Annotated in this window: 20 protein-coding genes; 3 read left to right on the forward strand and 17 right to left on the reverse strand. The window is 65.4% G+C overall.

Annotation, left to right across the window (positions count from 1 at the left end; genetic code table 11):
* Positions 1-33: 33 nt before the first annotated feature.
* The 3 genes from E5P2_RS23550 to E5P2_RS23560 are packed head-to-tail and all read right to left on the reverse strand — an operon-like array spanning position 34 to position 3756.
* Positions 34-1161, reverse strand: a complete 1128-nt coding sequence (locus E5P2_RS23550; protein ID WP_162569552.1) for a zinc-dependent alcohol dehydrogenase family protein — start codon at positions 1159-1161, stop codon at positions 34-36.
* 35 nt (positions 1162-1196) lie between these two features.
* On the reverse strand, positions 1197-2549 hold the full coding sequence (locus tag E5P2_RS23555) for an FAD-binding oxidoreductase (RefSeq protein WP_162569553.1): 1353 nt from the start codon (positions 2547-2549) through the stop codon (positions 1197-1199).
* Positions 2539-3756 (reverse strand): SAM-dependent methyltransferase, encoded by a 1218-nt coding sequence (locus E5P2_RS23560; protein WP_174262692.1) that lies wholly within the window; start codon positions 3754-3756, stop codon positions 2539-2541. The genes E5P2_RS23555 and E5P2_RS23560 overlap by 11 nt, the downstream gene beginning before the upstream one ends.
* A gap of 221 nt (positions 3757-3977) precedes the next feature.
* Here E5P2_RS23560 and E5P2_RS23565 point away from each other — a divergent pair, with 221 nt between their 5' ends.
* The gene (locus E5P2_RS23565; protein WP_162569554.1) at positions 3978-4262 is read left to right on the forward strand and encodes a hypothetical protein; all 285 of its coding nucleotides are present in this window, start codon (positions 3978-3980) and stop codon (positions 4260-4262) included.
* A 6-nt stretch (positions 4263-4268) separates the two neighbouring features.
* Here E5P2_RS23565 and E5P2_RS23570 read toward each other — a convergent pair whose 3' ends face one another.
* The 5 genes from E5P2_RS23570 to E5P2_RS23590 form a co-directional block, all read right to left on the reverse strand.
* A complete protein-coding gene (locus E5P2_RS23570; protein ID WP_162569555.1) occupies positions 4269-4676 on the reverse strand; it encodes a VOC family protein in 408 nt (135 codons plus the stop codon).
* Between the two features lie 41 nt (positions 4677-4717).
* Positions 4718-5443 (reverse strand): sulfite exporter TauE/SafE family protein, encoded by a 726-nt coding sequence (locus E5P2_RS23575; protein WP_232077516.1) that lies wholly within the window; start codon positions 5441-5443, stop codon positions 4718-4720.
* A 24-nt stretch (positions 5444-5467) separates the two neighbouring features.
* Complete coding sequence (locus E5P2_RS23580; protein WP_162569557.1) at positions 5468-6913, reverse strand: amidohydrolase family protein; 1446 nt, start codon at positions 6911-6913, stop codon at positions 5468-5470.
* Positions 6914-6964: 51 nt separating this feature from the next.
* Entirely contained in the window at positions 6965-7957 is a 993-nt protein-coding gene (locus E5P2_RS23585) for a Bug family tripartite tricarboxylate transporter substrate binding protein (protein ID WP_162569558.1), read from the reverse strand.
* Positions 7958-8044: 87 nt separating this feature from the next.
* Positions 8045-8512: a hypothetical protein gene (locus E5P2_RS23590; RefSeq protein ID WP_162569559.1), complete on the reverse strand. Its 468-nt coding sequence runs from the start codon at positions 8510-8512 to the stop codon at positions 8045-8047.
* 158 nt (positions 8513-8670) lie between these two features.
* Here E5P2_RS23590 and E5P2_RS23595 point away from each other — a divergent pair, with 158 nt between their 5' ends.
* Positions 8671-9297, forward strand: coding sequence for a Crp/Fnr family transcriptional regulator (locus E5P2_RS23595; protein WP_162569560.1), 627 nt, complete (start codon positions 8671-8673; stop codon positions 9295-9297).
* A 75-nt stretch (positions 9298-9372) separates the two neighbouring features.
* On the opposite strand, the gene E5P2_RS23600 is transcribed toward E5P2_RS23595, so the two are convergent.
* Genes E5P2_RS23600 through E5P2_RS23620 form a run of 5 tightly spaced genes read right to left on the reverse strand, consistent with a single transcriptional unit; the run spans position 9373 to position 14264 of the window.
* Entirely contained in the window at positions 9373-10227 is an 855-nt protein-coding gene (locus E5P2_RS23600) for a fumarylacetoacetate hydrolase family protein (RefSeq protein WP_162569561.1), read from the reverse strand.
* Between the two features lie 11 nt (positions 10228-10238).
* Entirely contained in the window at positions 10239-11216 is a 978-nt protein-coding gene (locus E5P2_RS23605; RefSeq protein WP_162569562.1) for a Bug family tripartite tricarboxylate transporter substrate binding protein, read from the reverse strand.
* Positions 11217-11247: 31 nt separating this feature from the next.
* On the reverse strand, positions 11248-12234 hold the full coding sequence (locus E5P2_RS23610; RefSeq protein WP_162569563.1) for a Bug family tripartite tricarboxylate transporter substrate binding protein: 987 nt from the start codon (positions 12232-12234) through the stop codon (positions 11248-11250).
* Positions 12235-12277: 43 nt separating this feature from the next.
* Entirely contained in the window at positions 12278-13366 is a 1089-nt protein-coding gene (locus E5P2_RS23615) for a mandelate racemase/muconate lactonizing enzyme family protein (protein ID WP_162569564.1), read from the reverse strand.
* Positions 13367-13379: 13 nt separating this feature from the next.
* Complete coding sequence (locus tag E5P2_RS23620) at positions 13380-14264, reverse strand: TauD/TfdA dioxygenase family protein (protein WP_162569565.1); 885 nt, start codon at positions 14262-14264, stop codon at positions 13380-13382.
* Positions 14265-14361: 97 nt separating this feature from the next.
* Between E5P2_RS23620 and E5P2_RS23625 the strand changes: the two genes are divergently transcribed.
* Positions 14362-15264, forward strand: a complete 903-nt coding sequence (locus E5P2_RS23625; RefSeq protein ID WP_162569566.1) for a LysR family transcriptional regulator — start codon at positions 14362-14364, stop codon at positions 15262-15264.
* 25 nt (positions 15265-15289) lie between these two features.
* On the opposite strand, the gene E5P2_RS23630 is transcribed toward E5P2_RS23625, so the two are convergent.
* The 4 genes from E5P2_RS23630 to E5P2_RS23645 form a co-directional block, all read right to left on the reverse strand.
* On the reverse strand, positions 15290-16282 hold the full coding sequence (locus E5P2_RS23630) for a Bug family tripartite tricarboxylate transporter substrate binding protein (RefSeq protein ID WP_162569567.1): 993 nt from the start codon (positions 16280-16282) through the stop codon (positions 15290-15292).
* Positions 16283-16309: 27 nt separating this feature from the next.
* Positions 16310-17290 (reverse strand): quinone oxidoreductase family protein, encoded by a 981-nt coding sequence (locus tag E5P2_RS23635; protein ID WP_162569568.1) that lies wholly within the window; start codon positions 17288-17290, stop codon positions 16310-16312.
* A gap of 148 nt (positions 17291-17438) precedes the next feature.
* Positions 17439-18788, reverse strand: coding sequence for an MFS transporter (locus E5P2_RS23640; protein WP_162569569.1), 1350 nt, complete (start codon positions 18786-18788; stop codon positions 17439-17441).
* 45 nt (positions 18789-18833) lie between these two features.
* On the reverse strand, positions 18834-20066 hold the full coding sequence (locus E5P2_RS23645; protein WP_162569570.1) for a porin: 1233 nt from the start codon (positions 20064-20066) through the stop codon (positions 18834-18836).
* Between the last annotated feature and the right edge of the window lie 22 nt (positions 20067-20088).

A 20088-nucleotide genomic window follows, 5' to 3' on the forward strand; every position in this document is an offset into this window, starting at 1 on the left:
GCGGGCCGCCCGCGTGCCCGGCCCACGCGGCTGCTAGGAGAAGATCACGACCTGGCGGATGGCCTTGCCCTCGTGCAACAGGTCGAAGCCGTGGTTGATTTCGTCCAGCCGCAGGCGCCCGGTCAGCAGCTTGTCGACCGGCAACCGGCCCTGCTGGTACAACGCGATGTAGCGCGGGATGTCGCGCGAGGGCACGCAGGTGCCAATGTAGCTGCCCTTGAGCGTGCGCTCTTCCGCCACCAGGCTGACCGCGGGCAGACCGAAGCTGGCACCCGCGGGCGGCAGCCCGGCCGTCACCGTGGTGCCGCCGCGGCGCGTCACCGCATAGGCCAGGTCGAGCGCGCGGATCGAGCCCGCGAACTCGAACGCGTACTCCACGCCGCCGGCGCTGATTTCGCGGATCTGCTCTTTCGCTGCCGGATCGCCGGCATTGACGGTGTGCGTCGCACCCAGCGCGCGGGCCTGCTCGAGCTTGGCGTCGGACAAGTCGACCGCGATGATGTGGCGCGCGCCCGCGGCCTGCGCGCCGATCAGTGCCGCCAGGCCTACGCCACCGAGCCCGATGACCGCAACCGATGCGCCGACGCGCACCTGCGCCGTGTTGACCACCGCGCCGACACCGGTCAGCACCGCGCAACCGAAGAGCGCCGCCTCGTCCAGCGGCACCGTCGGATCGATCTTGACGACGGAGCGCCGCGACACCGTGGCGTACTCGGCGAAGACCGAACATCCGAGATGGTGATTCAGCGGCACGCCGTCGTGGCTCAAGCGCCGCTCGCCCGACAGCAGCGTGCCGGCGCCATTGGCGGCGGCGCCCGGCTCGCACAGCGCGGGTCGACCTTCGGCGCAGGGCGCGCAATGGCCGCAACTCGGCACGAAGACGACGACGACATGGTCGCCGCGCTGCAGGTCGCGCACGCCGGGCCCGACCTCCTCGACCACGCCCGCGGCCTCGTGGCCGAGCGCCATCGGCATCGGCCGCGGCCGGTCGCCGTTGATGACCGACAGATCCGAATGGCACAGGCCCGCGGCCGCGATCTTGATCAGCACCTCGTCCGGGCCCGGCGGGTCGAGCTCCACGGTGCGGATGGCGAGCGGACGGCTCTGCGCGTAGGGCGCGGCCACGCCCATCTTGTCGAGAACAGCTGCCTGGATCTTCATGCCGGTCTTCCTTGGATGAAGGCCGATGGTAGCGGTCAGGCGCGCAGCACGCACTTGTCGTAGAGATGCGGCGCGCGGCCCGCGGGGTCGTAGCGCGCCTTCAACGCCTCATAGGACGCCATGCCGTAGGCGCGCGCGAATTCGTCGCGGGTGAAGAAGCTGTCCGAATAGAGCGACTTGATGCCGCCGAGCCGAAGCACTTCCTGCTCGAGCAGGCGATTGAAGTGGCCCGCCTCGTGCGGCTCGCGGCTCTCGATCACGTCCCAGAATCCGAAGTTCAGGTACAGGCCGTCGTCGAGCGGATACAGCGTGAAGGGCGATGTCGTGTCGGGCGCGCGCACAGGGCAGATCCAGATCGGGAGAATGCCGATCTCGCGCAGCAGGAATTCGAGAAAGGCCGGTGCCGCGGCAATCGGAATGTCGACATCCTGGATCACCGACTCCGGGACCACGCCGCGCCAGTGCGCCAGCCGCTTCGTCAGGCCCCATCGCGCGTTCAGCCGCATCAGCCGCGTGTAGGTGCGTGAGTTCAGATGCGAGCGGCCGAACAGGCGACGCACCCAGGGATGCTGGGCGCCGAAGTTCTTCGAGCACCAGAACCAGTCGGTGTCCCAGCGCCAGAGGTAGTCGTGCGTGCGCAGGTGGTCGACCGGCGTGTCGAGCAGCGAGCGGTAGTAGATGCGCTCGAAGCCGTAGTCGCTCGGCGACGATGCCTCGTCCACGAAGCGGGCCGTGCTGAGCACCAGCGACTGCGGCCCGAAGACGACGCCATCGACGAAGTCGGCATCGCTTTCGCATGCACGCGCGAGCGCGGCGAAGAAGTCGTCCGGGTTCGCGTGCCTCGCATGCTCCACGCGCACGCAAGGCTTGACCGGCAGCGTGCGCAGCACCAGCCGCAGTGCATAGCCGAGCGAGCCGTACGAATTCGGGAAGCCGAAGAAGAGATCGCGGTGCGCGTTGTCGGGCGTGCAGGTGACGATGCTCGCGTCGGGCAGCAGCACGTCGAACTCCTTCAGCGTGTGATGAACCAGGCCGTGCCGGAACGAGGTCGCTTCGATGCCGACGCCGGCCACCGCGCCGCCGACCGTGATCGTCTTGAGCTGCGGCACCACGGCCGGCATCGCGCCGCGCGCGAGCGTCGACGCGACCAGTGATTCGTAGGTCGTCATGCCTTCGACCTGCACCAGGCCGGCGGCGCTGTCCACCTCGATGACGTGATCGAACTCGCTCAGATCGAGGCGCTGCCTGGCGCCTTCCGCACGGTCCCGGAAAAGATTCGACGTGCGCTTGGCGAGACCGAGCGGCGCACCGCCGGCCGCGATGGCGCCGCCGATCGCAGACAGCAGCCGCTGCCTCCGCTCGGCATGGGCATCGGCCTCAGCGTTCATAGAGGTGCGCGCGGCTCATCGGATAGTTCGAGCGCGTCACGTTGCCCTTGCTGAAGACGATCTGGAACAGGTGCGTGTAGCCGTTCGCGGAGCGGAACATCTCGGCGCAGCCGATCAGGTAGGTGCGCCAGATGCGCCGGAAGCGTTCGTCGAAGCGCTTCGGGTCGAGCGCATGGATGGCATCCCACCGCGCTTCGAAGCGCTCGGCCCAGGCGTCCAGCGTGGGCGCGTAGTGCCGGCGCAGGTTCTCAATGTCGATCACCTCGAGACCGCTGCGCTCCATCTCGACGATCACGTCGGCCAGGCACGGAATCCAGCCCCCGGGAAAGACATGCTTGCGGATGAAAAGCTCGGTCTCGAAACGGCCGACGTGGCCGATGAAGTGCAGCAGGCCGAGGCCGCCGGGCTTCAGGAAATCGGCATGCGCGCGAACCACCTCGGGAATCTGGTCGCGGCCTGCATGCTCGAGGGTGCCGATCGACACCACCTTGTCGTAGGGGCCGTCCACCTCGCGGAAATCCGCCTCGCGCACCTGCAGGCTGGCGCCGAGACCGCGGCGCTCGATCTCGTCGCGCAGCCAGTCGACCTGCTCGGTGGCGGCATTGAGCCCGACGCCGGTGGCGCCGCAGGCCTCGTGCGCCCTGAACATGAAGCCGCCGAAGCCGCAGCCGATGTCGATGAAACGCTCGCCCTGCCGGAGCTGGATCTTGCGGCACACATGGTCAACCTTGTTGCGCTGTGCCTCCTCCAGCGTGCGCGTGCCTTCGGGCCAGTAGCCGCAGGTGTACATCATCAGCGCCTCGTCCAGCCAGAGCTTGTAGAACGGCGTGCCCAGCCCGTAGTGCGCGCGCGCGTTGTCCTTGGCGCGGCCTGGGTCCCGGTTCGAGTGGCGCCATTCGTGCAGCCGGTTCTCGAGGGCGTTGAGCCCGCCGCTCTGGTCGAAGCGCGACACCATGCCGGCGGCCAGCGCAGCGCCGAGGTCGCCTTCGACGTCGATCGTCTGATTGAAATAGCCTTCGACGAAGCCCATGTGGCCGCGCGCAAGCACGCCCAGCAGGGCGCCCCGGGTATGAAAGTCCGCCGTGAAGGCCGGCGCGCCCTGGCCGGCGACGAACTCGCTGCCATCCGGCAGCCGGGCCGCGAAAGTGATGCCCGCGCGCGTGCCGATCCCTTCGAGCGTCTCGCGCAGGCGGCGTGTGAAGATCATGCGGGGATTCTCTCCGGCCGAAGGCTCCGGGCGTGTCCGCCTTTTGCCCGTCGAAGCCGCCGTTGCCTGTCGGACTTCGACGCGATCCCCGGCCGCCGCGTCATCTGACATTTGATTACATGTCGTTGTAATCACCTCGGATGGAAAAAGGCCGGCCTGACAGGAGGAGGAAGTGCCTTTTCGATGGAGGGCAAGGGACTTTGATGTGCGGATGGGCAGCCTTGGGCGAAACTCAGGGGATGACATCTCGGAGCGACGCGGTCGATGGCCGCAGTGAAAATCCGGACGCGGACGCGACGGAAATCCCCAGCGGAACCTTCACGCTGGAAGTGCCCGATCCCGAGGGCTATCGCAGCGGGCCGACGCCCCTTTCATCCAGCGCGCTCACCGAACAGCTCCGGGAGAGCGACCGCGAGACGAATCGCCATCAGCGCCAGACATGGGCCCTGGCCGTCATCATGACCTTGGCCGCATCCGTGCTCGTCCTCATCGCTCACCTCGTCTAGTTTCGGTCAGCGGTTCGGCGGCCCCTTGAGCTCGACCACATTGCCCTCGGGATCCGTGACATAGATCGACGGCCCTTCGCCCTCGGCGCCGAACCTTTGCGCCAGGGCGCCGGCGGCGCAGCCATGGCGGCCCAGGTGCTGCCGGATTTCCGCCTCGTCGAAGGGCTCGACCCGCACGCAGAAATGATCCATGTTTCGACCCTGCGGCCCCGGCGCGGCGCCGCCGGCGCGACCGAGTTCGCCATCGACCGGCACCAGGTCGATGAGCGAACTGCCGGCGCGGAGTTGAACCAGTCCCAATGCATCCTGGCGGCGCTCGACGGTGCATCCCAGGGCGTCGCAGTAGAAGCGAAGCATCGCTTCGAGATCTGCGACACGCAGAACGAGATGGTCGATTTCGCGGATGCGAATCATGGTGTCTGCATTGTAGGGTGGCTCATTTCATGCCGAGCGGATCACGCCAGGACACGGTAGACGTAGAAGCTTCCCGTCGCGATGAGCAGCAGGCAAACGGCCATTCGAAGCAGCCTGGCCGACAGGAACACGCTGGCCGTCTGGCCGGCCAGCGCACCCAGGACGAGGATGGCGCCGACGATGGCGCTCAGCTTCAGATCGATGCCACCGGAAGCCGTGTGGATGGCCGATGCGCAGATGGAAATCGGAAGCTGGATGGCCTGCGCCACCAGCAGCGAACTTCTCAGTTCCTGTCTCGCCGCCATCATGACCGGCCACAGGACGACCGGGCCGCCGGTGCCTGTCAACGCGGAACCGAAACCCACGGCACATCCCGCGGTGCACGCCAGGGCTCCGGGCAAGGGCGGCGCGGTCCCGGTCGCTTTCTGCTTTCGCAATCCCCAGAAGCCGCTTGCGAGCGTCGCGATCCCCAGTGCGCCCAACAGCAGACGGGTTTCGGCTGCATGCACGAACAGTCCGCCAAGCAATGCGCCCGGAATGGTGGCGCCGATCAGCAGCAGTTCGTCCTTCGTGAGCACACCGCGCTCGCTTCGCATTCTCCAGAGCGCCATCACGCCGGGAAGACCGAATGCCAGCGATGCCGCCGCGATCGACGCGCGAAAATCGATGCCCCGAAGTTCATGAAGGACCGGCACGACGAGCACCCCACCAATGCCCGTCGCACCAATCAGAAATCCGGACACGGTGATCGCGCAAATCCACAGCATGGGCACATTCGCTTTTTCTTCGGCTCAGCCGAGTTCCTGGGCGATCTTCCGATGCACGGCATGGGCCGCATCGTTGAGCCGGCGAACGGCTTCCCGCCTGTTCACATGCAGGGGCTCGCCGCCCTTCACGATCGTCCGGCCCTCCACGATCACCTGGTCGACGTCCTCGCCGGTTGCCGCAAGCACAAGGAACTTGAACGGGTCATAGAGAGGCGAGGCCTTGAAGGTGTCGATGCGCACCAGGACCACGTCGGCCTTGCACCCCGCAGCCAACCGCCCCAGATCCGGACGCCCCAACGCATCGGCTCCGCCGGCGGTGGCCATGGTGAAGATGTCCCTGGACTGCGCGACGTCTGCGGAGTGTTCGACAATGCGGCACACCGTCGCAGCCATCCGCATGTCGTTGAACATGTCGAATGGGAAGGTGTCGGTGCCGAGCGACTGCCGAATGCCCAGCCCGGCGTATTTGTGAATGGAGTTGATCACGCCGCCGCGCCGGGCCTTGACCCACGGCAGGTGCACGACGGTCGTCTGCGAATCGCGCAATGCGGCGACTTCGTCGGGCTTCAGCGATGCCAGATTCCCATCGGCCGTCATGATCTGGCCGTGGCCGATCATCATGTCGGGCCCGAGCAGTCCGGTGTGCTGCATGTACTCGACAGTCGTCATGCCGTATTCCGCGCCGATGCGCTGATACTCGTTGGGCGACTGACCGGCGTGCACCTGGATCAGCAGCTTGTGCGCATTCGCGACGCGCCGGGTCTCCCGCAGCAGATCCGGATCGCAGGTGTCGATCTGGCCCGGCGCCAGCAGCGTACGCAGCCGGCCATCGAAGCGTCCGTCCCAGGAAGTGCAGAAGTCCACGCAATCGCGAAAGCGCTTGCGGCCCTCGAAGGGGTAGTGCTCGTACCAGACCTTTCCCTGCGGTGCATGCCCGTAATGCATGGCCCGATAGCGAGGTCCGGAATACATCCGCAGACCGACGCGCATGGCGGTCTCGGCGATCTTCTCGGTGATCCGGATGTCACCATCGCCGCCGACCTCGTAGTCGTAGCCAAGTTCCACCACGGTCGTCGAGCCGGTGCGCGCCAACTCCGCAAGGGCGCATTCCGCGGCGATCAACTGCGCCTCGGGATCGATCGCATGACGCACCGCAGGCAGCATCCTGTAGAGCGTCCCGTAGTTGGTTTCCTTCGCATCGACGCTCAAGTTCGTGGCTTCTTCCAGATAGCCCCGCGTGAAAGGCGTATCGGTGACATGCAGGTGCGTGTTGACGAAGCCCGGGATGACCAGACGCCCCGAAGCATCGATCAACGCATCCGCGTCGGCACCGGCCTGCTCGAGGACTTCGGCGCGGGTTCCCACCGCAGCGATCGAGCCACCATCCATCAGCACCACGCCGTCTTCGACGACTTCGTGCCTGCCGTGACGCCAAAGCACCACCGTCCCGTTCTCGATCCTTGTCTTCATCATCGACCTCGCTTGTCTTTGCTCACGAATACGCTCTTCGACATTGCCGCGTCACTGGGGCTTGATGCCCGCCGTCTTGAATGCCTCTCCCCACTTGGCGTTCTCGGTGACCATGAAATGCGCGAACTCCGCCGGGGTGCTTCCAGTGACCTCGAGGTAGTTGTCCCGGAGTTTCGCCACGATCTCCGGCGCACGCAGGGCCTTGAGCAACTCCGTGTTGATCGTCGAGATGACCGATGCAGGCGTGCGAGCAGGCACCAATGCGCCGAGCCATCCGTTCGATTCGATGCCGGTGATCCCGAAATCCGCAAGCGTCGGCACATCGGGCGTGGTGGCGTCCCTCTGGGTGCTGAGAACGACCATCGGCGCCAGCTTTCCGTCCTTGACCTGGCTCATGAACGACGCCGGATTCGTCACGCCATACTGAATGTGGCCGCCGACGAGCGCTGTGATCATCGGCGCCGTGCCGGTGAACGTGATGTGCTCCATTCGCAACCCCGTTCGGGCTTTCAGCATCTCCACCGCGAGGTGGGAAAGCGAACCGACGCCGGGCGTGCCGTAGTTCAATCCGTCCGAAGACTTGCTCACTGCGACAAGTTGCCGGAGATCGCGGGTCGGCGCACTGGGCCCCGCCACCAGAACATTCGACCAACGGACCATGAGCGCGACGGGCGCGAAGTCTTCCCGCTTCCAATGCAGGCCGCCGAAGGCAAACTCGTTGGTTGCGATATTGGGCGCCTGGAAGAGAATGGTGTGCCCATCCGGAGCGGCTCTGGACACGTACTCGGTCCCGATGTTCGTGGACGCGCCCCCCTTGTTCTCGATGATCACGGCTTGCTTGAACGCGTCCGCCAGCCGCGGCTGCAGCATGCGCGCGAGCAGATCGCTCGCACTGCCCGGGGGATAGGGCACGACGATCGTGATCGTCTTGGAGGGAAATCCGCCTTGCGCCCATGCACCGGTGCAAGGGAGCGCGGCGGACGCCACGGCCGCGAGGGCGCGGCGGCGGGTCAGAGTGAGGGATGGCTTCTCGACTGTGCTCAAGATAAGGACTCCTTGCTGGATATCGTTGGACGGCCGAAGCATTGTTCTTCGGCCTGCGGAATCTTGACCAGCAACTAATTGCCGGCACTACCGCGCGGCGTGCACGGCCCGCGAGAATGGCGCTTGCTCGTCGTACTCACCGGCCAGTTCATCCATCCGCAAGAACACGGCGTCCTTCCTGATCAGTTGCTGGATCAGCTTTTCCAGAACGATCATTCGGTGCCCTCTGCCGGTGCAATAGGGATGGAAGGTATAGGTCACCGCGCCCCATGCGGTGGTGTCGGCCATATACAGGAAGTCATGAACCCAGTTCTCGAGCACGTTCGTCGCGTTCATCAGCCCCGGCTGTACCCAGTTCGGCGTTCGAACCAGCTCGAAGTGGGGCGCATCATCCAAGGACCAGCTCACCGGGATTTCGATGAGCGGCGTCGCGTCACCGAACTTCAATGGCTTTTGAATGTCGATGGTGTCGGGCGTGCGCGCCCGGTACGGGGTGTAGTCATTCCCCATCAGATTGCTCTCGTAGACGAACCCGTGCCTGAGCAGCAATTCCACGGTGCGCGGCGGAGTCGATCCGCGTGCTGACTCGAGCAAGCCTTGGTGCGGGGCCATAATCAGCGGCCATGGAGAAGTCCGCTCGCCGAGCACCGGCCGCCGTCACTCAGACGACCTTTCTTGCGCAGCCCACACGGCTCCCGCTTCCGGCGTCTCCCTTGCTTTCGGAACTGAGTTCGCCCACGCGAGACGCCCTGCTCTTGCTGGGGCGAAATCGATCGTTCGCGTCAGGCGACCTTCTCTTCAAGCAGGGAGATCGCCACGACGGAATCTTCGTGATCGAGACAGGCGTGGTGCGCTCGTACTATGTCTCGGAAGATGGCCGCGAACTGACCCTTGGCTTCTGGGGCGAGGGCAATTATGTCGGCGGCCCTCAATTGTTCGGGGGCGGACAGCATGCATGGACCTCCGAAGCCCAGGGTCCGACGCGCTGTGTTTTTCTGCCGGGCAAGGAACTCAGGAAGCTGGTCGAGCAAAGGTCCGACCTTGCCATTGCGCTTCTCGATGCACTGGTCCACAAGTCCGAATGCTATTCAGCCCTTCTCCAGCTTCTGGCAACGCACTCCATGAAGGTAAGGCTGGCGCGTCTGCTGGCCATGCTGGCAACCAGCGGAAGCGGCCGCAGCATCCGTCTGACGCACGGTCAGCTGGCGGGCATGATTGGATCGACCCGGCAATGGGTTTCTCAAACATTGGAGTTGTTCGAGAGACAGGACTTGATACAGAAGAAGGCCGACGGCTCGGTCTATGTGCTTCGGCCGGACGCGCTCGCTTCTCTTCGATAACTCCATGCAGCTTCCGGGAAGACTGACTCGCAGCGCCAGTTGCCGCATCACGAGCGGGAGGCCGACCGGGGCTCCTCAATCCGCCTCGACCGTATTGCGAAGCGTGCCCACGCCGCTGACCTCCACCTCGATCTCGTCGCCCGCCTGCAGGAAGCGTGGCGGATTCCGGGCCATGCCGACCCCACCCGGCGTGCCGGTGACGATCACGTCGCCAGCTGCCAGCGGCAGGATGGTGGAGCAGTAGGCGATGAGTTCGGGGATCCGGAAGATGAGCAGGCTGGTGTCGGAATGCTGGACCACCGTCCCGTTCAGACGGGTCGTCAGCGTGAGTGGATTCGTGGCAGGGTCGAGTTCATCGGCCGTCGTCATCCACGGCCCGAACGCGCCGGACGCGGCGAAGTTCTTGCCCGGCCCCCATTGCGTGGTGTGGAACTGCCAATCGCGCATGGATCCGTCGTTGTAGCAGCTGTAGCCTGCGACGTGCGCCCAGGCGTCGCCGGCTGCGATGCGGCGCCCTCCCTTGCCGATGATCAACGCCACCTCGCCTTCGAAATCGAACTGCGAGGATTCGCGCGGCAACAGCATCGGCTGCCCATGACCGACCTGCGATTCCGCGTAGCGCAGAAAGACCGTGGGATGGTCGGCCTTGCGGATGCGGGTCTCTTCGAGGTGGTCCGCATAGTTCACGCCGATGCAGAAGATCTTGGCCGGATTCGTGATCACCGGCAAATACGTCAGACTCTGCAGCGGCAGCACCTCAGGCCTGCCCTCTGCGTGTTGCCGGGCCTGGCGAAGCCCGTCCGGCGCCGCCAGCAGGCCGCGCAGATCCGCAAAGCGATCGGCCAGGCGCGCGCCCAGGTCCACCATGCCGGCGTCGGTGACCACACCGAAGCTCGCGCGGCCATCGATCAGGAACGATCCCAGTTTCATTCGCCGGCCTTCTATTGGAGGGGCTTGTATCGGATGGTCTTGGCCACACGCTCCCAGCGCGCAGTGTCCTCGGCCATGTAGTGCGCAAACGGCTCCGGTCCCAGCGGCATCAGGACACTGCCCTGCCGGAGCAGCGCAGCCCGCACCTCGGGCAGCTTCATGATCTTCAGAAGCGCATCGGACAGTCTGGCGACGATCGGTGCAGGCGTGCCGGCGGGCGCGACGACCCCGTTCCAGAAACCGATGTCGAGCTCGGGCTGACCCGACTCCGCCATGGTCGGCACGCTCTCGAGCGCCGGGAGGCGCTCGCGCGAGGTCACGGCCAGCACCTTGAGGCGATGGGTATTGGCATAGGGCATCAGGGTCACCGGGTTGCTGAACATGAGCTGTACCCGACCCGCATTGAGGTCGTTGAGCGCGGGTCCGCCACCCTGGTACGGGATCTCCTGCCAATCGACGCCGGCCTTGATCTTCATGAGCTCGGTGACCAGGTTCTGCGGTGACCCGGGCCCGGTCGATGCGTAGTTGATCTTGCCGGGATTCGCATGGCTGTAGGCCACCAGTTCGGCGACGCTGGTCACCGGCACGCTGGCATTGACCGCCAGCGCAACCGGCGTTTCGGTCAGCAGTGCGACCGGCGTGAAGTCCTTCGGCTTGAACGGCGTGGCCGGTTCGATCGCAGGTCGCAGCGTGACGTTTCCGGTGTCGATCAGCAGCGTGTAGCCGTCGGGCGCCGCGCGGGCCACCATCGCCGTGCCGATGACGCCGGAGGCGCCCGGCTTGTTGATCACGATGAAGGACTGCCCGAACGCCTTGTCGAGTTCCCTGGTGACGATGCGCGCGAGGATGTCCGTGCCGCCGCCGGCCGGATATGCCACCACGACCTGCACCGGCTTGCTCGGATAGTCGCCCTGGCCGAACGCAGCCAAAGCCGCCCAGGCCGCTGTCGCGGCCAGAAGACGCAGCGCCGCCCGCTTGTTGAATGTCATGTCTTGTCTCCTTGCACGGATTTTTCGTGCGCTACTCGGCGCTCACACCGAGCTTGTCCACCACGTCGGCCCACTGGCCCACCTCGGCCTTGACGAAGGCGGCGAACTTCACCGGCGACGCATCGTTCGACGGCTCCAGGTACATCGCCTCCAGCTTCTCGCGGACCTGCGGCCTGGCCAGTGCCTGGCCGATTCGCGCGCTGAGCTGCTCGATCACGGGCACGGGTGTTCCGGCGGGCGCGAACATCCCGAACCAGCCGGACTCCACGACCGAAGGAAAGCCCAGTTCCGCCACGGTGGGCACCTGCGGAAAGAAGCGGCTGCGCTGCGGCGAGGTGATGGCAATGGCCCTGAGTTGCCCTGACTTGAGGAAGGGCACCACCGCGCCGGGCGTGACGAACATCATCGACACCTGGCCGCCAATCAGGTCGGTCAGAGCCGGCGCGCTGCCCCGGTAGGGCACATGCTGCATCGGCACGCCGGAGGCCTTGGCCAGGGCGAAGCCCGCGATGTGCTGCGGCAAGCCGATGCCGGGGGAGGCATAGGTGAGCGGAGTGCCGGCCCGGCCCCTGGCCAGCAGTTCCGGGAGCGAATGGATGCCGCTCTTCGCCGAGACGACCAGCAGATCGGGCGCCGTGCCCACCAGGCTCACCGGGACGAAGTCGCCGATGGGGTCGTAGGGCCGCGGCTTGATCAGCGCCGGAACGATCGCATTCGTGGCGACCTGGCCGATCAGCAGCGTGTAGCCGTCCGGCGCGGCTTGCGCGACGACCTTGGTGCCGATAATGCCGCCCGCGCCCGAACGGTTCTCGACCACGATGCTCTGTCCGAGCGATTGCGACAGCTCGGCCGAGAGAACGCGGGCGATCGCGTCGGTGCCACCGGCCGGCGGTCCGGCCACCACCATGACGACAGGCTTGCTCGGGTACTTGCCCGGCTGGGCATGGCCCGGCATGGGCGCCAGCAGCATCGTCAGGGCGCCAAGCAGAAGGGCAGGAATTCCGGCGGGTGTTTTCATCTTGTCTCCGATCCGCGCGGGGTTCCGCACGATGGTCTTGTCGTCAGACCGCGATAACGCGGTCGTCGAAGGTCGCCTCTCTCAGCGTGCAGCGTGCGAGCAGGTCGCGGTCGATGCGCGGCGCATAGCCGCCCGGCAGCGTGATCGCACCATCGGCGAAGGGCAGCGGGTTTTCGAAGACGCGGTCGCGGGTCTTGAGGAAGCCGTTCATCTCGCCGGCGTTGTCGATGGTGCCGGCAGCGACGCAGGCCTCCATCCAGCAGCCGATCTCCAGCGAGACGCCGTCGCCCAGCACGGGCGTGAGGCCGTTGGCGCGAATGCGGGCGAGCCCGTCCAGCAGCATGTCGATGCTGCCCATCTTCTTCAGCTTGAGCTTGACGAAGCCGACACCATCGATCGCGGCCGCGCGATCGATGTCGGCGACATCGTAGATCGACTCGTCCAGCATCACCGGCACCGTGGACTTCGCCGCCACGGCCGCATTGGCGCGCCAGTCGTCGAGCGAACAAGGCTGCTCGAAGAGTTCGATGCCCTGCGGCGACAGCCGTTTCGCGAACGCGATGCCGTCGGCCGAGTCGAAGCCCTGGTTGGCGTCCAGTCGCAGCGTGGCGCGGCCGCGCACGAGCTGCTGGATGGTCTCGACCTGCCGAAGATCCTTCGTCCAATCGAAGCCCACCTTGACCTTCAGGGTGCGGTATCCGCGCGCCAGCGTGGCCTCGATTTCCTCGGCCAACGCGCCGCGATCCTCCGAGTGCAAGGGCGCCAGCAGCGGCACGCGGGTATCGGCGCCGGGCGCCAGTCGGGCGTGGCCGGCCACCATGTCGAGCGCAGCCAGCACGGCGCTCGCGGCGCCGACGCCGTCCTGCACGGCCGCACGCGCAAGCGCCCTCGCCTCCCCGGCCTCGAGCCCGACGATGCGCTGCGCGAGGCTCAGGCACAGACGCCAGGAGCCTTCCACGGTCTCGTGGGTGTAGCCCGGCACGATCAGCGCCTCGCCGAAGCCGCTGCGCCCTTCCGTGTCGCGGATCTCGACGACGAAGGGGTCGAAGACCCGCATCGTCAGGAGCGAGACCTTGTAGGGCGTGACGAGCGGCAGTTGCAGTTGCCGCACGCAGGCGTGTTCGATCTTCATCGGCCGGTCCGCCTCAGTCCGCGGTGCCGCCGGCAATCTGCGTGCGGTACATGAGGCGCCGCGAATGGGGGTCGAAGGCGTCGCGGCGGTGCATGGTGCAGCGGTTGTCCCACATCATCACGTCGCCCACCTTCCACACCTGGGTCCAGGTCAATTCCGGCCGTGTCGCATGCGCCCACAGGCGATCGAGGAGCGCCTCGCTGTCGGCGAGGTCCATGCCCACGACGTACGCGTTGCGGCGGCGTCCTAGCAGCAGGCATCGGCGGCCGCTGCCCTCGTGGACCGACACCAGCGGATGCGACGCGCCGACGGTCTGGCGCGGGTCCGTGTTGTCGACGAAGCCCAGGCGCAATTCGCCCGCGCTGTTGCGGCTCGCATCGTGGATGCAGCGAAGGTCGCGGATCTGCTCCCGCAACACGGGGTCCAGCGTTTCGTAGGCCAGGTACATGTTGGAGAAATGCGTGTTGCCCCCGCTCGGCGGCACCTCGACGGCGTAGAGGCAGGCCCCCTTGGGAGGGCGCTCGTTGTAGGTCATGTCGGCGTGCCAGACGGCCTCGCCATCGCCCAGTGCCCCGAGCGGCTTGCCCTCGACCTTGACGTTCGAGATCACCGTGATGTCCGGCGGCAGTGCATCGTGCTCGCGGCTCATGTCGAAGCTGACGGTGGGCCGCTTGTCCAGCGTGCCGAAGTGCCGCGAGAACGCGGCCAGGCCTTCGAGCGTCAGGCTTTCCTGGCCGCGGAACCTCAGCACCAGATGGTCGTTCCAGGCCGCGCGGATGGCGCTGACCTGCTGCGCATCGAGATCGTCGTTGAGGTCGACGTTGCCGATGTCCGCGCCCAGCGCGGCGCCAGTGGGATGAACCGCCGGAACGGTCGAGGCTTCAGCTGTGGGGGTCATGGGAATTTCCTGTGTATCCGTTTCGGGTTCCGCAAAGATAATGGCGGCGCACTTATCCGTCTATTTCGATTTTTCGATGTATTTATCCACCTAGAAGATGAATGTCTCGCTACGCCAAGTAGAGATCTTTCTCGCCGTCGCCAGGACCCTGAGCTTCAGCCAGGCGGCAAGGGACTGCCACCTGTCGCAACCGGCGCTGAGCGCCAACGTGAAGCGGCTCGAGGAATCGATGGGGGCGCGTCTGTTCGACCGGCATACGCGCAAGGTGTCGATGACCGCGGTGGGCCAGGAGTTCTTCAAGGTCGCTTCGGCGATGGCGGAGAACATGGACATGGCATTGGCCAGGATGCAGGACTTCGTCTCGGGAAAGCGTGGGCGGCTGGTGATTGCAGCGGCACCGTCCATGGCCGCCTCCTTCGCACCGCAGGCGATCGCCGAATTCGCACGCGATCATCCGGAGGTCGATGTCGAACTGCACGACGAGTTGTCCGACCTGAGCGTCGGCCTGGTTCGCAGCGGCGTGGCGGACCTGGCCCTGTCACCCGTGGTGCCGAAGGCCGCGGACCTCCGGCAGCTCGAACTCTTCCGCGATCATCTGGTCCTCGTGTGCCACCCGAGTCATCCGCTGGCATCGCGGGCGACCGTGAGATGGCGCGACGTGCAGCCGTATGCGCATGTGGTCGTGAACCAGAGCAGCAGCGTCCGGCAACTCGTGGACGCGCAGTACGCACGCTACGGCGTGCGTCTTCGCCCGGCGTTCGAAGTCGCTCACGTCGGCACGATGCTGGGCTTGATCGCGGCCAAACTCTGCGTCGGCGAGCTTCCCGAATCGTTCATCCGCAACATCGACACGACGGGCCTGAGCTATCGGCGCATCGCGAGCAGCGCCGCCTACCGCACCATCGGCGCCATCACTTCGTCCAGCCGCAGCCCGTCGCCGCTCATCGCACCATTTCTCGAATGCTGCCAGCGCCTGGCGACTCGATTCGCAAGGAACTGACGAGGCCCGGCCGCGCTTGAAAAGCTCACTCAGGATTGATCTTGAGCTGAAGCTTTTCGATGATTTCCTTGTTGTGGGCCATGGTCGTCGCCAGGATCTGGTGAAGCTGGTCTGCCGAGGCCTCTTGCGGCAGATCCAGGCCTTGCGCCGTCAATGCCTCGCGGAACTTGGGCGCGCGAACGACCTTCGCCATCTCGCTCTGGATCCGATCGATCAGCGGCTTGGGCGTGCTGCTCAGAACAAACGCACCGACGCTCGCGTGGGGAAGGACAAAATCAGGCAGTCCGACTTCACCGAAACTCGGCACATTGGGCAGATACTGAGAGCGCGACGGCGAGGCGATGGCCAGTGCCTTCAGCTTGCCGCTCTTGACGAGCGGGACCACGTTGCTCACGACTTCGAAGGTGAGTTGAACCTGGTTCCCCAGCAGATCGACCATGGCCGGCGCCGAACCCTTGTACGGAACGACCAGCATGTTGTTGCCGCTCTTTTCCCTGAGCATTTCACCGAGAAGATTCGAGCGCGTGCCGACGCTGAGGTTCGCGACGCTCACCGAGCGGGGATTGCGCTTGGCGTAGTCCAGCAGTTCCTTGACATTGTTCGGCGGGAAATTCGCGTTGGCCACCAGCACATGGAGCATGCTGCTGGCCTCTGCCACATAGGTGAATGTCTTGAGCGGGTCGTACGGCGTCTTCACGGTCAGCGGTATGTCGGACAGCACGCTCGATGGCCCGACCATCCAGGTGTACCCATCGGCAGGCGCATTCATGACGGCCCGCTCGGCCACCACGGCCGAGCCACCCGGCTTGTTTTCCACCACCACCGACTGACCGAGATTCGCCCGCAGCTGTTCGGCGATCAGCCGGGCCACTGCGTCGGAGATGCCGCCGGGCGGCGCAGGGACGATCAGTCGAATGGGTTTGTCCGGCCATTGCTGTGCCAGCGCAGGCGATACCGCCGCGAACCAGCACAGTGCAATGATTGCGAAGCGTCGGAGTTTCAACAAATTCTGAATCATGGCCGTTCACCTTGAAGCGTGGAGCACTCAAATCACGAAAATGGAGGAGCCTGTGGTCTTGCGAGCCTCCAGGTCCTGGTGTGCCCGCACGGCATCCCGCAGGGCATAGCGCTGATTGATCTCGATGCGGATGCGGCCGGCCGCCACGTGGCCGAACAGTTCATCGACGAGTTCCGCTTTTTCGGCCGGATCGGCGATGTAGTCCGCCAGGCCCGGGCGGGTCAGGTAGAGCGATCCCTTGCGGGCCAGAATCTGCGGATCGAAGGGCGGGATCGTGCCGGAAGCGGTGCCGACGCAGACCATCAGGCCACGGCGCTTGAGGGAGTCCAGCGAGGCCATGAAGGTGGTCTTGCCGACGCTGTCGAAGACCACCGACACGCCCACCCCGCCCGTCAGCTCGCGCACGCGCTTGGCCACATCCTCATGGCTGTAGTTGATCGTGTGGTCGCAGCCGTGGGCGCGCGCCACTTCGGCCTTGGCATCGGTCGAGACCGTGCCGATCACCGTCAGCCCGAGCAATTTGGCCCACTGCGAAACGATCAGGCCGACGCCGCCGGCGGCAGCATGCAACAGCACCGTGTCGCCCGCCTTGAACGGATAGATCCGGCGCACCAGGTAGGCGGCGGACAGGCCCCGCATGGTCATGGCCGCCGCAGCCTCGCAGCCGATGGCCTCCGGCAGCTTGATCAGCAGCGCGGCGGAGATCAGCCGCTCGGTGCTGTAGGCGCCCAGCGTGTTCGTGAAACCCGTGTAGGTCACGCGGTCGCCCACCGCCAGATCGGTCACGCCGGCACCGACGGCCTCGACCACGCCGGCGGCCTCGTTGCCGAGGCCGCTGGGCAGCGGAACCGGGTAGGTGCCACGGCGGAAGTAGGTGTCGGCAAAATTGAGGCCGACGGCTTCATGCCGCAGGCGCACCTCGCCAGGTCCCGGATCGCCGACGGCAACGTCCTCGAAACGAAGTACTTCGGGCCCGCCGGTCTCGTGAAATTTAACGACTACAGCCATGGTGTGTTGTCTCCTTGAAGCGGTGGATGCCGGAAGTCTGAAGTGAAGACCGCATCGTCCGGCTTTGCGTTGTTTCGTGCTTGACATTGCACGTCTGGCACTTGGCTTTTCATGACAGCAACCGCTCACGGATTGCAGAGCGGCGCCATCAATGGTCGACGACCGAGAGCGACACGCCGGACACTCTGGCCACGTCCATGTCATAGCTTCGCGCGCACCAGACAAAGGCCACGGCGGCCAGTATGCTGAAGCAAGGCACCACGGCCAGAGCGTGTTGCAGACCCCACCGGTCCGACAGCGCACCCACCAGGAACGGCCCGACGGCCAGGCCGAAGAGGTTCTGGAACAGCGAGAGCACGGCGGAGCCCGTGGAGCGCGTGCCGGGGTGAATGACGTCGATGACCACGCCGGAGACCACACCCACCGTGCAGGTCATGAAGAAGCCGCCCAGCAATATCAGCTTGAATTGCGCCTCGCCCGGCGGGAAAGCGGCAAAGGCCGTCAGGAAAATCGCCACGGTGATCAGGCACAGCACAGCCAACGCTGCGAGTTTTCTACGTGGACGGCGTATCGCCACTCGATCCACCACAAAGCCCCAGAAGACGCAACCCAGCGCGCCGATCAGCACGACCATGGCGGCCTGCCCGGCAGCAGCCTCTGGCGCCATGCCGTCGAAGCGGCTGAGATAGCTCGGCAGCCACGACCATACGGCGGAGACCACGACAAGCTGCATGGCAGCGCCCACGCAGACCCACAGGAGGGTGCGGGTTCGCGCCAGGGTGCCGAAGGTGTGCCTGAGTGTCTCTCCCAGCGACTGGGCGGCCTGGTTCGACCGCGGTGTGAGCGCCACGGTCTTGTAGTCCGGCACCAGCATATAGAGCAAGGCCAATACAAGGCCTGGGACACCGACCACGCCAAAGGCGGCCTTCCAACCCCAGCGGGCCGCGATCACGCCGCCCAACACGACACCCAGCACCGAACCCAGTGACGCAGCGGCGAAGAAGGCCCCCAGAAGAGCTCCGCGCAAGCGTTTGGGAAACAGCGTCGAGATCAACGCCGCACCCACCGAGCCATAGCCGGTTTCACCCGCTCCCACCGCCGCTCGCGCGGCAAACAGCTGGCCGAAGTTGGCAGTGAACATGCAGGAGATGGTGGCAAGGCTCCACACGGTCGACATGACAACGATGCTCTTCACCCGGCTCACGCGATCTGCCATCAAGGACACCGGAATTCCACCCACCGCCACAACGATCGAAATGATGGAAACCAGCGCACCCAGTTGTTTGTCGCTCAACCCCCATTCGCTCTTGATGTGGGGGAAGAGCGAAACGATCACCTGCCGATCGATGTAATCGAACAGCATGAGCCCGAAGGTCATGGCAAAGGCAAACCAGGCTTGCCCCTTGCCGATCAGGTAATCGTCCTGCCCTGTCGGTACGACCCTGTCCAGAGAATGGATCCCTGGCTGTCTCCACGGTTCTTGCGTGCGGGCCGTCATGCGTGGGCTCCGTGCATCTGAAGGTTCAGCGATCGGCCCAGCCGATCAGAAGGCATGCCGAATGCCGAAGTCATAGCCCATGGCGCTGTGAGGCTGCCAGCCCGGTGTCGAAAGAAAGGCCGGTTGCGGAAAGATGGCCGGATTGCTCAGCACCAACGGGGTCACGCCCATGACGGTGGGGTTGTTGCGGCCATCCTTGATATTGATCCGGGCCACCGTCGCGTAGAGCGCCGTCCGCTTCGACAGGTTGTAGACATAGCCCAGCGACAGCTTGTTGACCGAGGCATCGGCGTCCAGGCTCGAGGCGCCATTGTCGAATTTCACGTTGCCATAGGAGGCTCGCACCATGCCTGCCCCGATGGGGATCGTCACGCCGATCAGCGCGCCGTTGTACTTGTCGTCGATCAGGGGAGACGGAAACTTGCCTCGCTGGTCTTTCACCCGGGACAGTTCCGCAAACACCTTGGCGACACCGAAGTCGTAGGAGCCTCCCAGGTTGACCGTCTTGATCTTTTCTGCCGCCGTCGCCGTGTCCGCGACGGTGCTCTCGCCGTAGGCCAGGGCCACGTCGGCTGCACCGTTGGTCCAGCCGAAGCGGCCACCGACGTAGCGTCCGCGAGCGCCCGAAGACGCAGTGGCCAGCGTGGATTTCACGTTCTCCGGGAAAGCGTACTGCACCTGCCCGTAGAAGCCCCCGAGGTCGGGCGGCAGGAAGTAGCCGATCGAGTTGCTGGTGCGCAGATAGCTGTCGGTTCCCGCGGAGAGTCCACCGTTGAGAAGGCCGCCGGTTGCCAGCGCACGATAGCTCGCCAGGTTGCTGTTGACCACGGCGATCAGATTGGTGCCGACGCCGTTGACGGTCATGGGATCGAATACGGCGTCATTCCAGAAGCTGGCGGTGTAGTCCCGGCCCAGGCGAACTTCACCGAAAGTCCCGGACAGGCTGACTGTCGAGCGGCGGCCGAAATTGGCAATGGCACTCGCGCCGGTGTCGTTGCTCACCGGCGCCTCCAGCCAGAAGCTGGCTGCCAATCCTCCGCCCAGATCTTCCGTGCCTCGAAATCCGATGCGGCTGGACGCGTACCCGGAGGGAGAAAGAACCCACTGACTCTGAGTGACATTGCCCGGCGCGGCAAGCGCATTCAGGCCGTAGGGCGAACTGACGGTCGAGTAGTGGCTCACGCCGGCATCGACGACTCCGAACAGTGTCACCGACGATTGGGCAGACGCTGCACCGGAAAGCGCCATGGCGATGGCGAACATGGATTCTTTTTTCATTTGCGATGTCTCCTGTGAGGAA

The organism is Variovorax sp. SRS16 (assembly GCF_901827165.1).
Taxonomy (GTDB): domain Bacteria; phylum Pseudomonadota; class Gammaproteobacteria; order Burkholderiales; family Burkholderiaceae_C; genus Variovorax.

What these genes read in the sequence shown, in the direction of transcription:
- E5P2_RS23550 (WP_162569552.1), bottom strand. Translation starts at nt 1,161, where the DNA reads ATGAAGATCCAGGCAGCTGTTCTCGACAAGATGGGCGTGGCCGCGCCC.
- E5P2_RS23555 (WP_162569553.1), bottom strand. Translation starts at nt 2,549, where the DNA reads ATGAACGCTGAGGCCGATGCCCATGCCGAGCGGAGGCAGCGGCTGCTG.
- E5P2_RS23560 (WP_174262692.1), bottom strand. Translation starts at nt 3,756, where the DNA reads ATGATCTTCACACGCCGCCTGCGCGAGACGCTCGAAGGGATCGGCACG.
- E5P2_RS23570 (WP_162569555.1), bottom strand. Translation starts at nt 4,676, where the DNA reads ATGATTCGCATCCGCGAAATCGACCATCTCGTTCTGCGTGTCGCAGAT.
- E5P2_RS23575 (WP_232077516.1), bottom strand. Translation starts at nt 5,443, where the DNA reads ATGCTGTGGATTTGCGCGATCACCGTGTCCGGATTTCTGATTGGTGCG.
- E5P2_RS23580 (WP_162569557.1), bottom strand. Translation starts at nt 6,913, where the DNA reads ATGAAGACAAGGATCGAGAACGGGACGGTGGTGCTTTGGCGTCACGGC.
- E5P2_RS23600 (WP_162569561.1), bottom strand. Translation starts at nt 10,227, where the DNA reads ATGAAACTGGGATCGTTCCTGATCGATGGCCGCGCGAGCTTCGGTGTG.
- E5P2_RS23605 (WP_162569562.1), bottom strand. Translation starts at nt 11,216, where the DNA reads ATGACATTCAACAAGCGGGCGGCGCTGCGTCTTCTGGCCGCGACAGCG.
- E5P2_RS23610 (WP_162569563.1), bottom strand. Translation starts at nt 12,234, where the DNA reads ATGAAAACACCCGCCGGAATTCCTGCCCTTCTGCTTGGCGCCCTGACG.
- E5P2_RS23615 (WP_162569564.1), bottom strand. Translation starts at nt 13,366, where the DNA reads ATGAAGATCGAACACGCCTGCGTGCGGCAACTGCAACTGCCGCTCGTC.
- E5P2_RS23620 (WP_162569565.1), bottom strand. Translation starts at nt 14,264, where the DNA reads ATGACCCCCACAGCTGAAGCCTCGACCGTTCCGGCGGTTCATCCCACT.
- E5P2_RS23625 (WP_162569566.1), top strand. Translation starts at nt 14,362, where the DNA reads ATGAATGTCTCGCTACGCCAAGTAGAGATCTTTCTCGCCGTCGCCAGG.
- E5P2_RS23630 (WP_162569567.1), bottom strand. Translation starts at nt 16,282, where the DNA reads ATGATTCAGAATTTGTTGAAACTCCGACGCTTCGCAATCATTGCACTG.
- E5P2_RS23635 (WP_162569568.1), bottom strand. Translation starts at nt 17,290, where the DNA reads ATGGCTGTAGTCGTTAAATTTCACGAGACCGGCGGGCCCGAAGTACTT.
- E5P2_RS23640 (WP_162569569.1), bottom strand. Translation starts at nt 18,788, where the DNA reads ATGACGGCCCGCACGCAAGAACCGTGGAGACAGCCAGGGATCCATTCT.
- E5P2_RS23645 (WP_162569570.1), bottom strand. Translation starts at nt 20,066, where the DNA reads ATGAAAAAAGAATCCATGTTCGCCATCGCCATGGCGCTTTCCGGTGCA.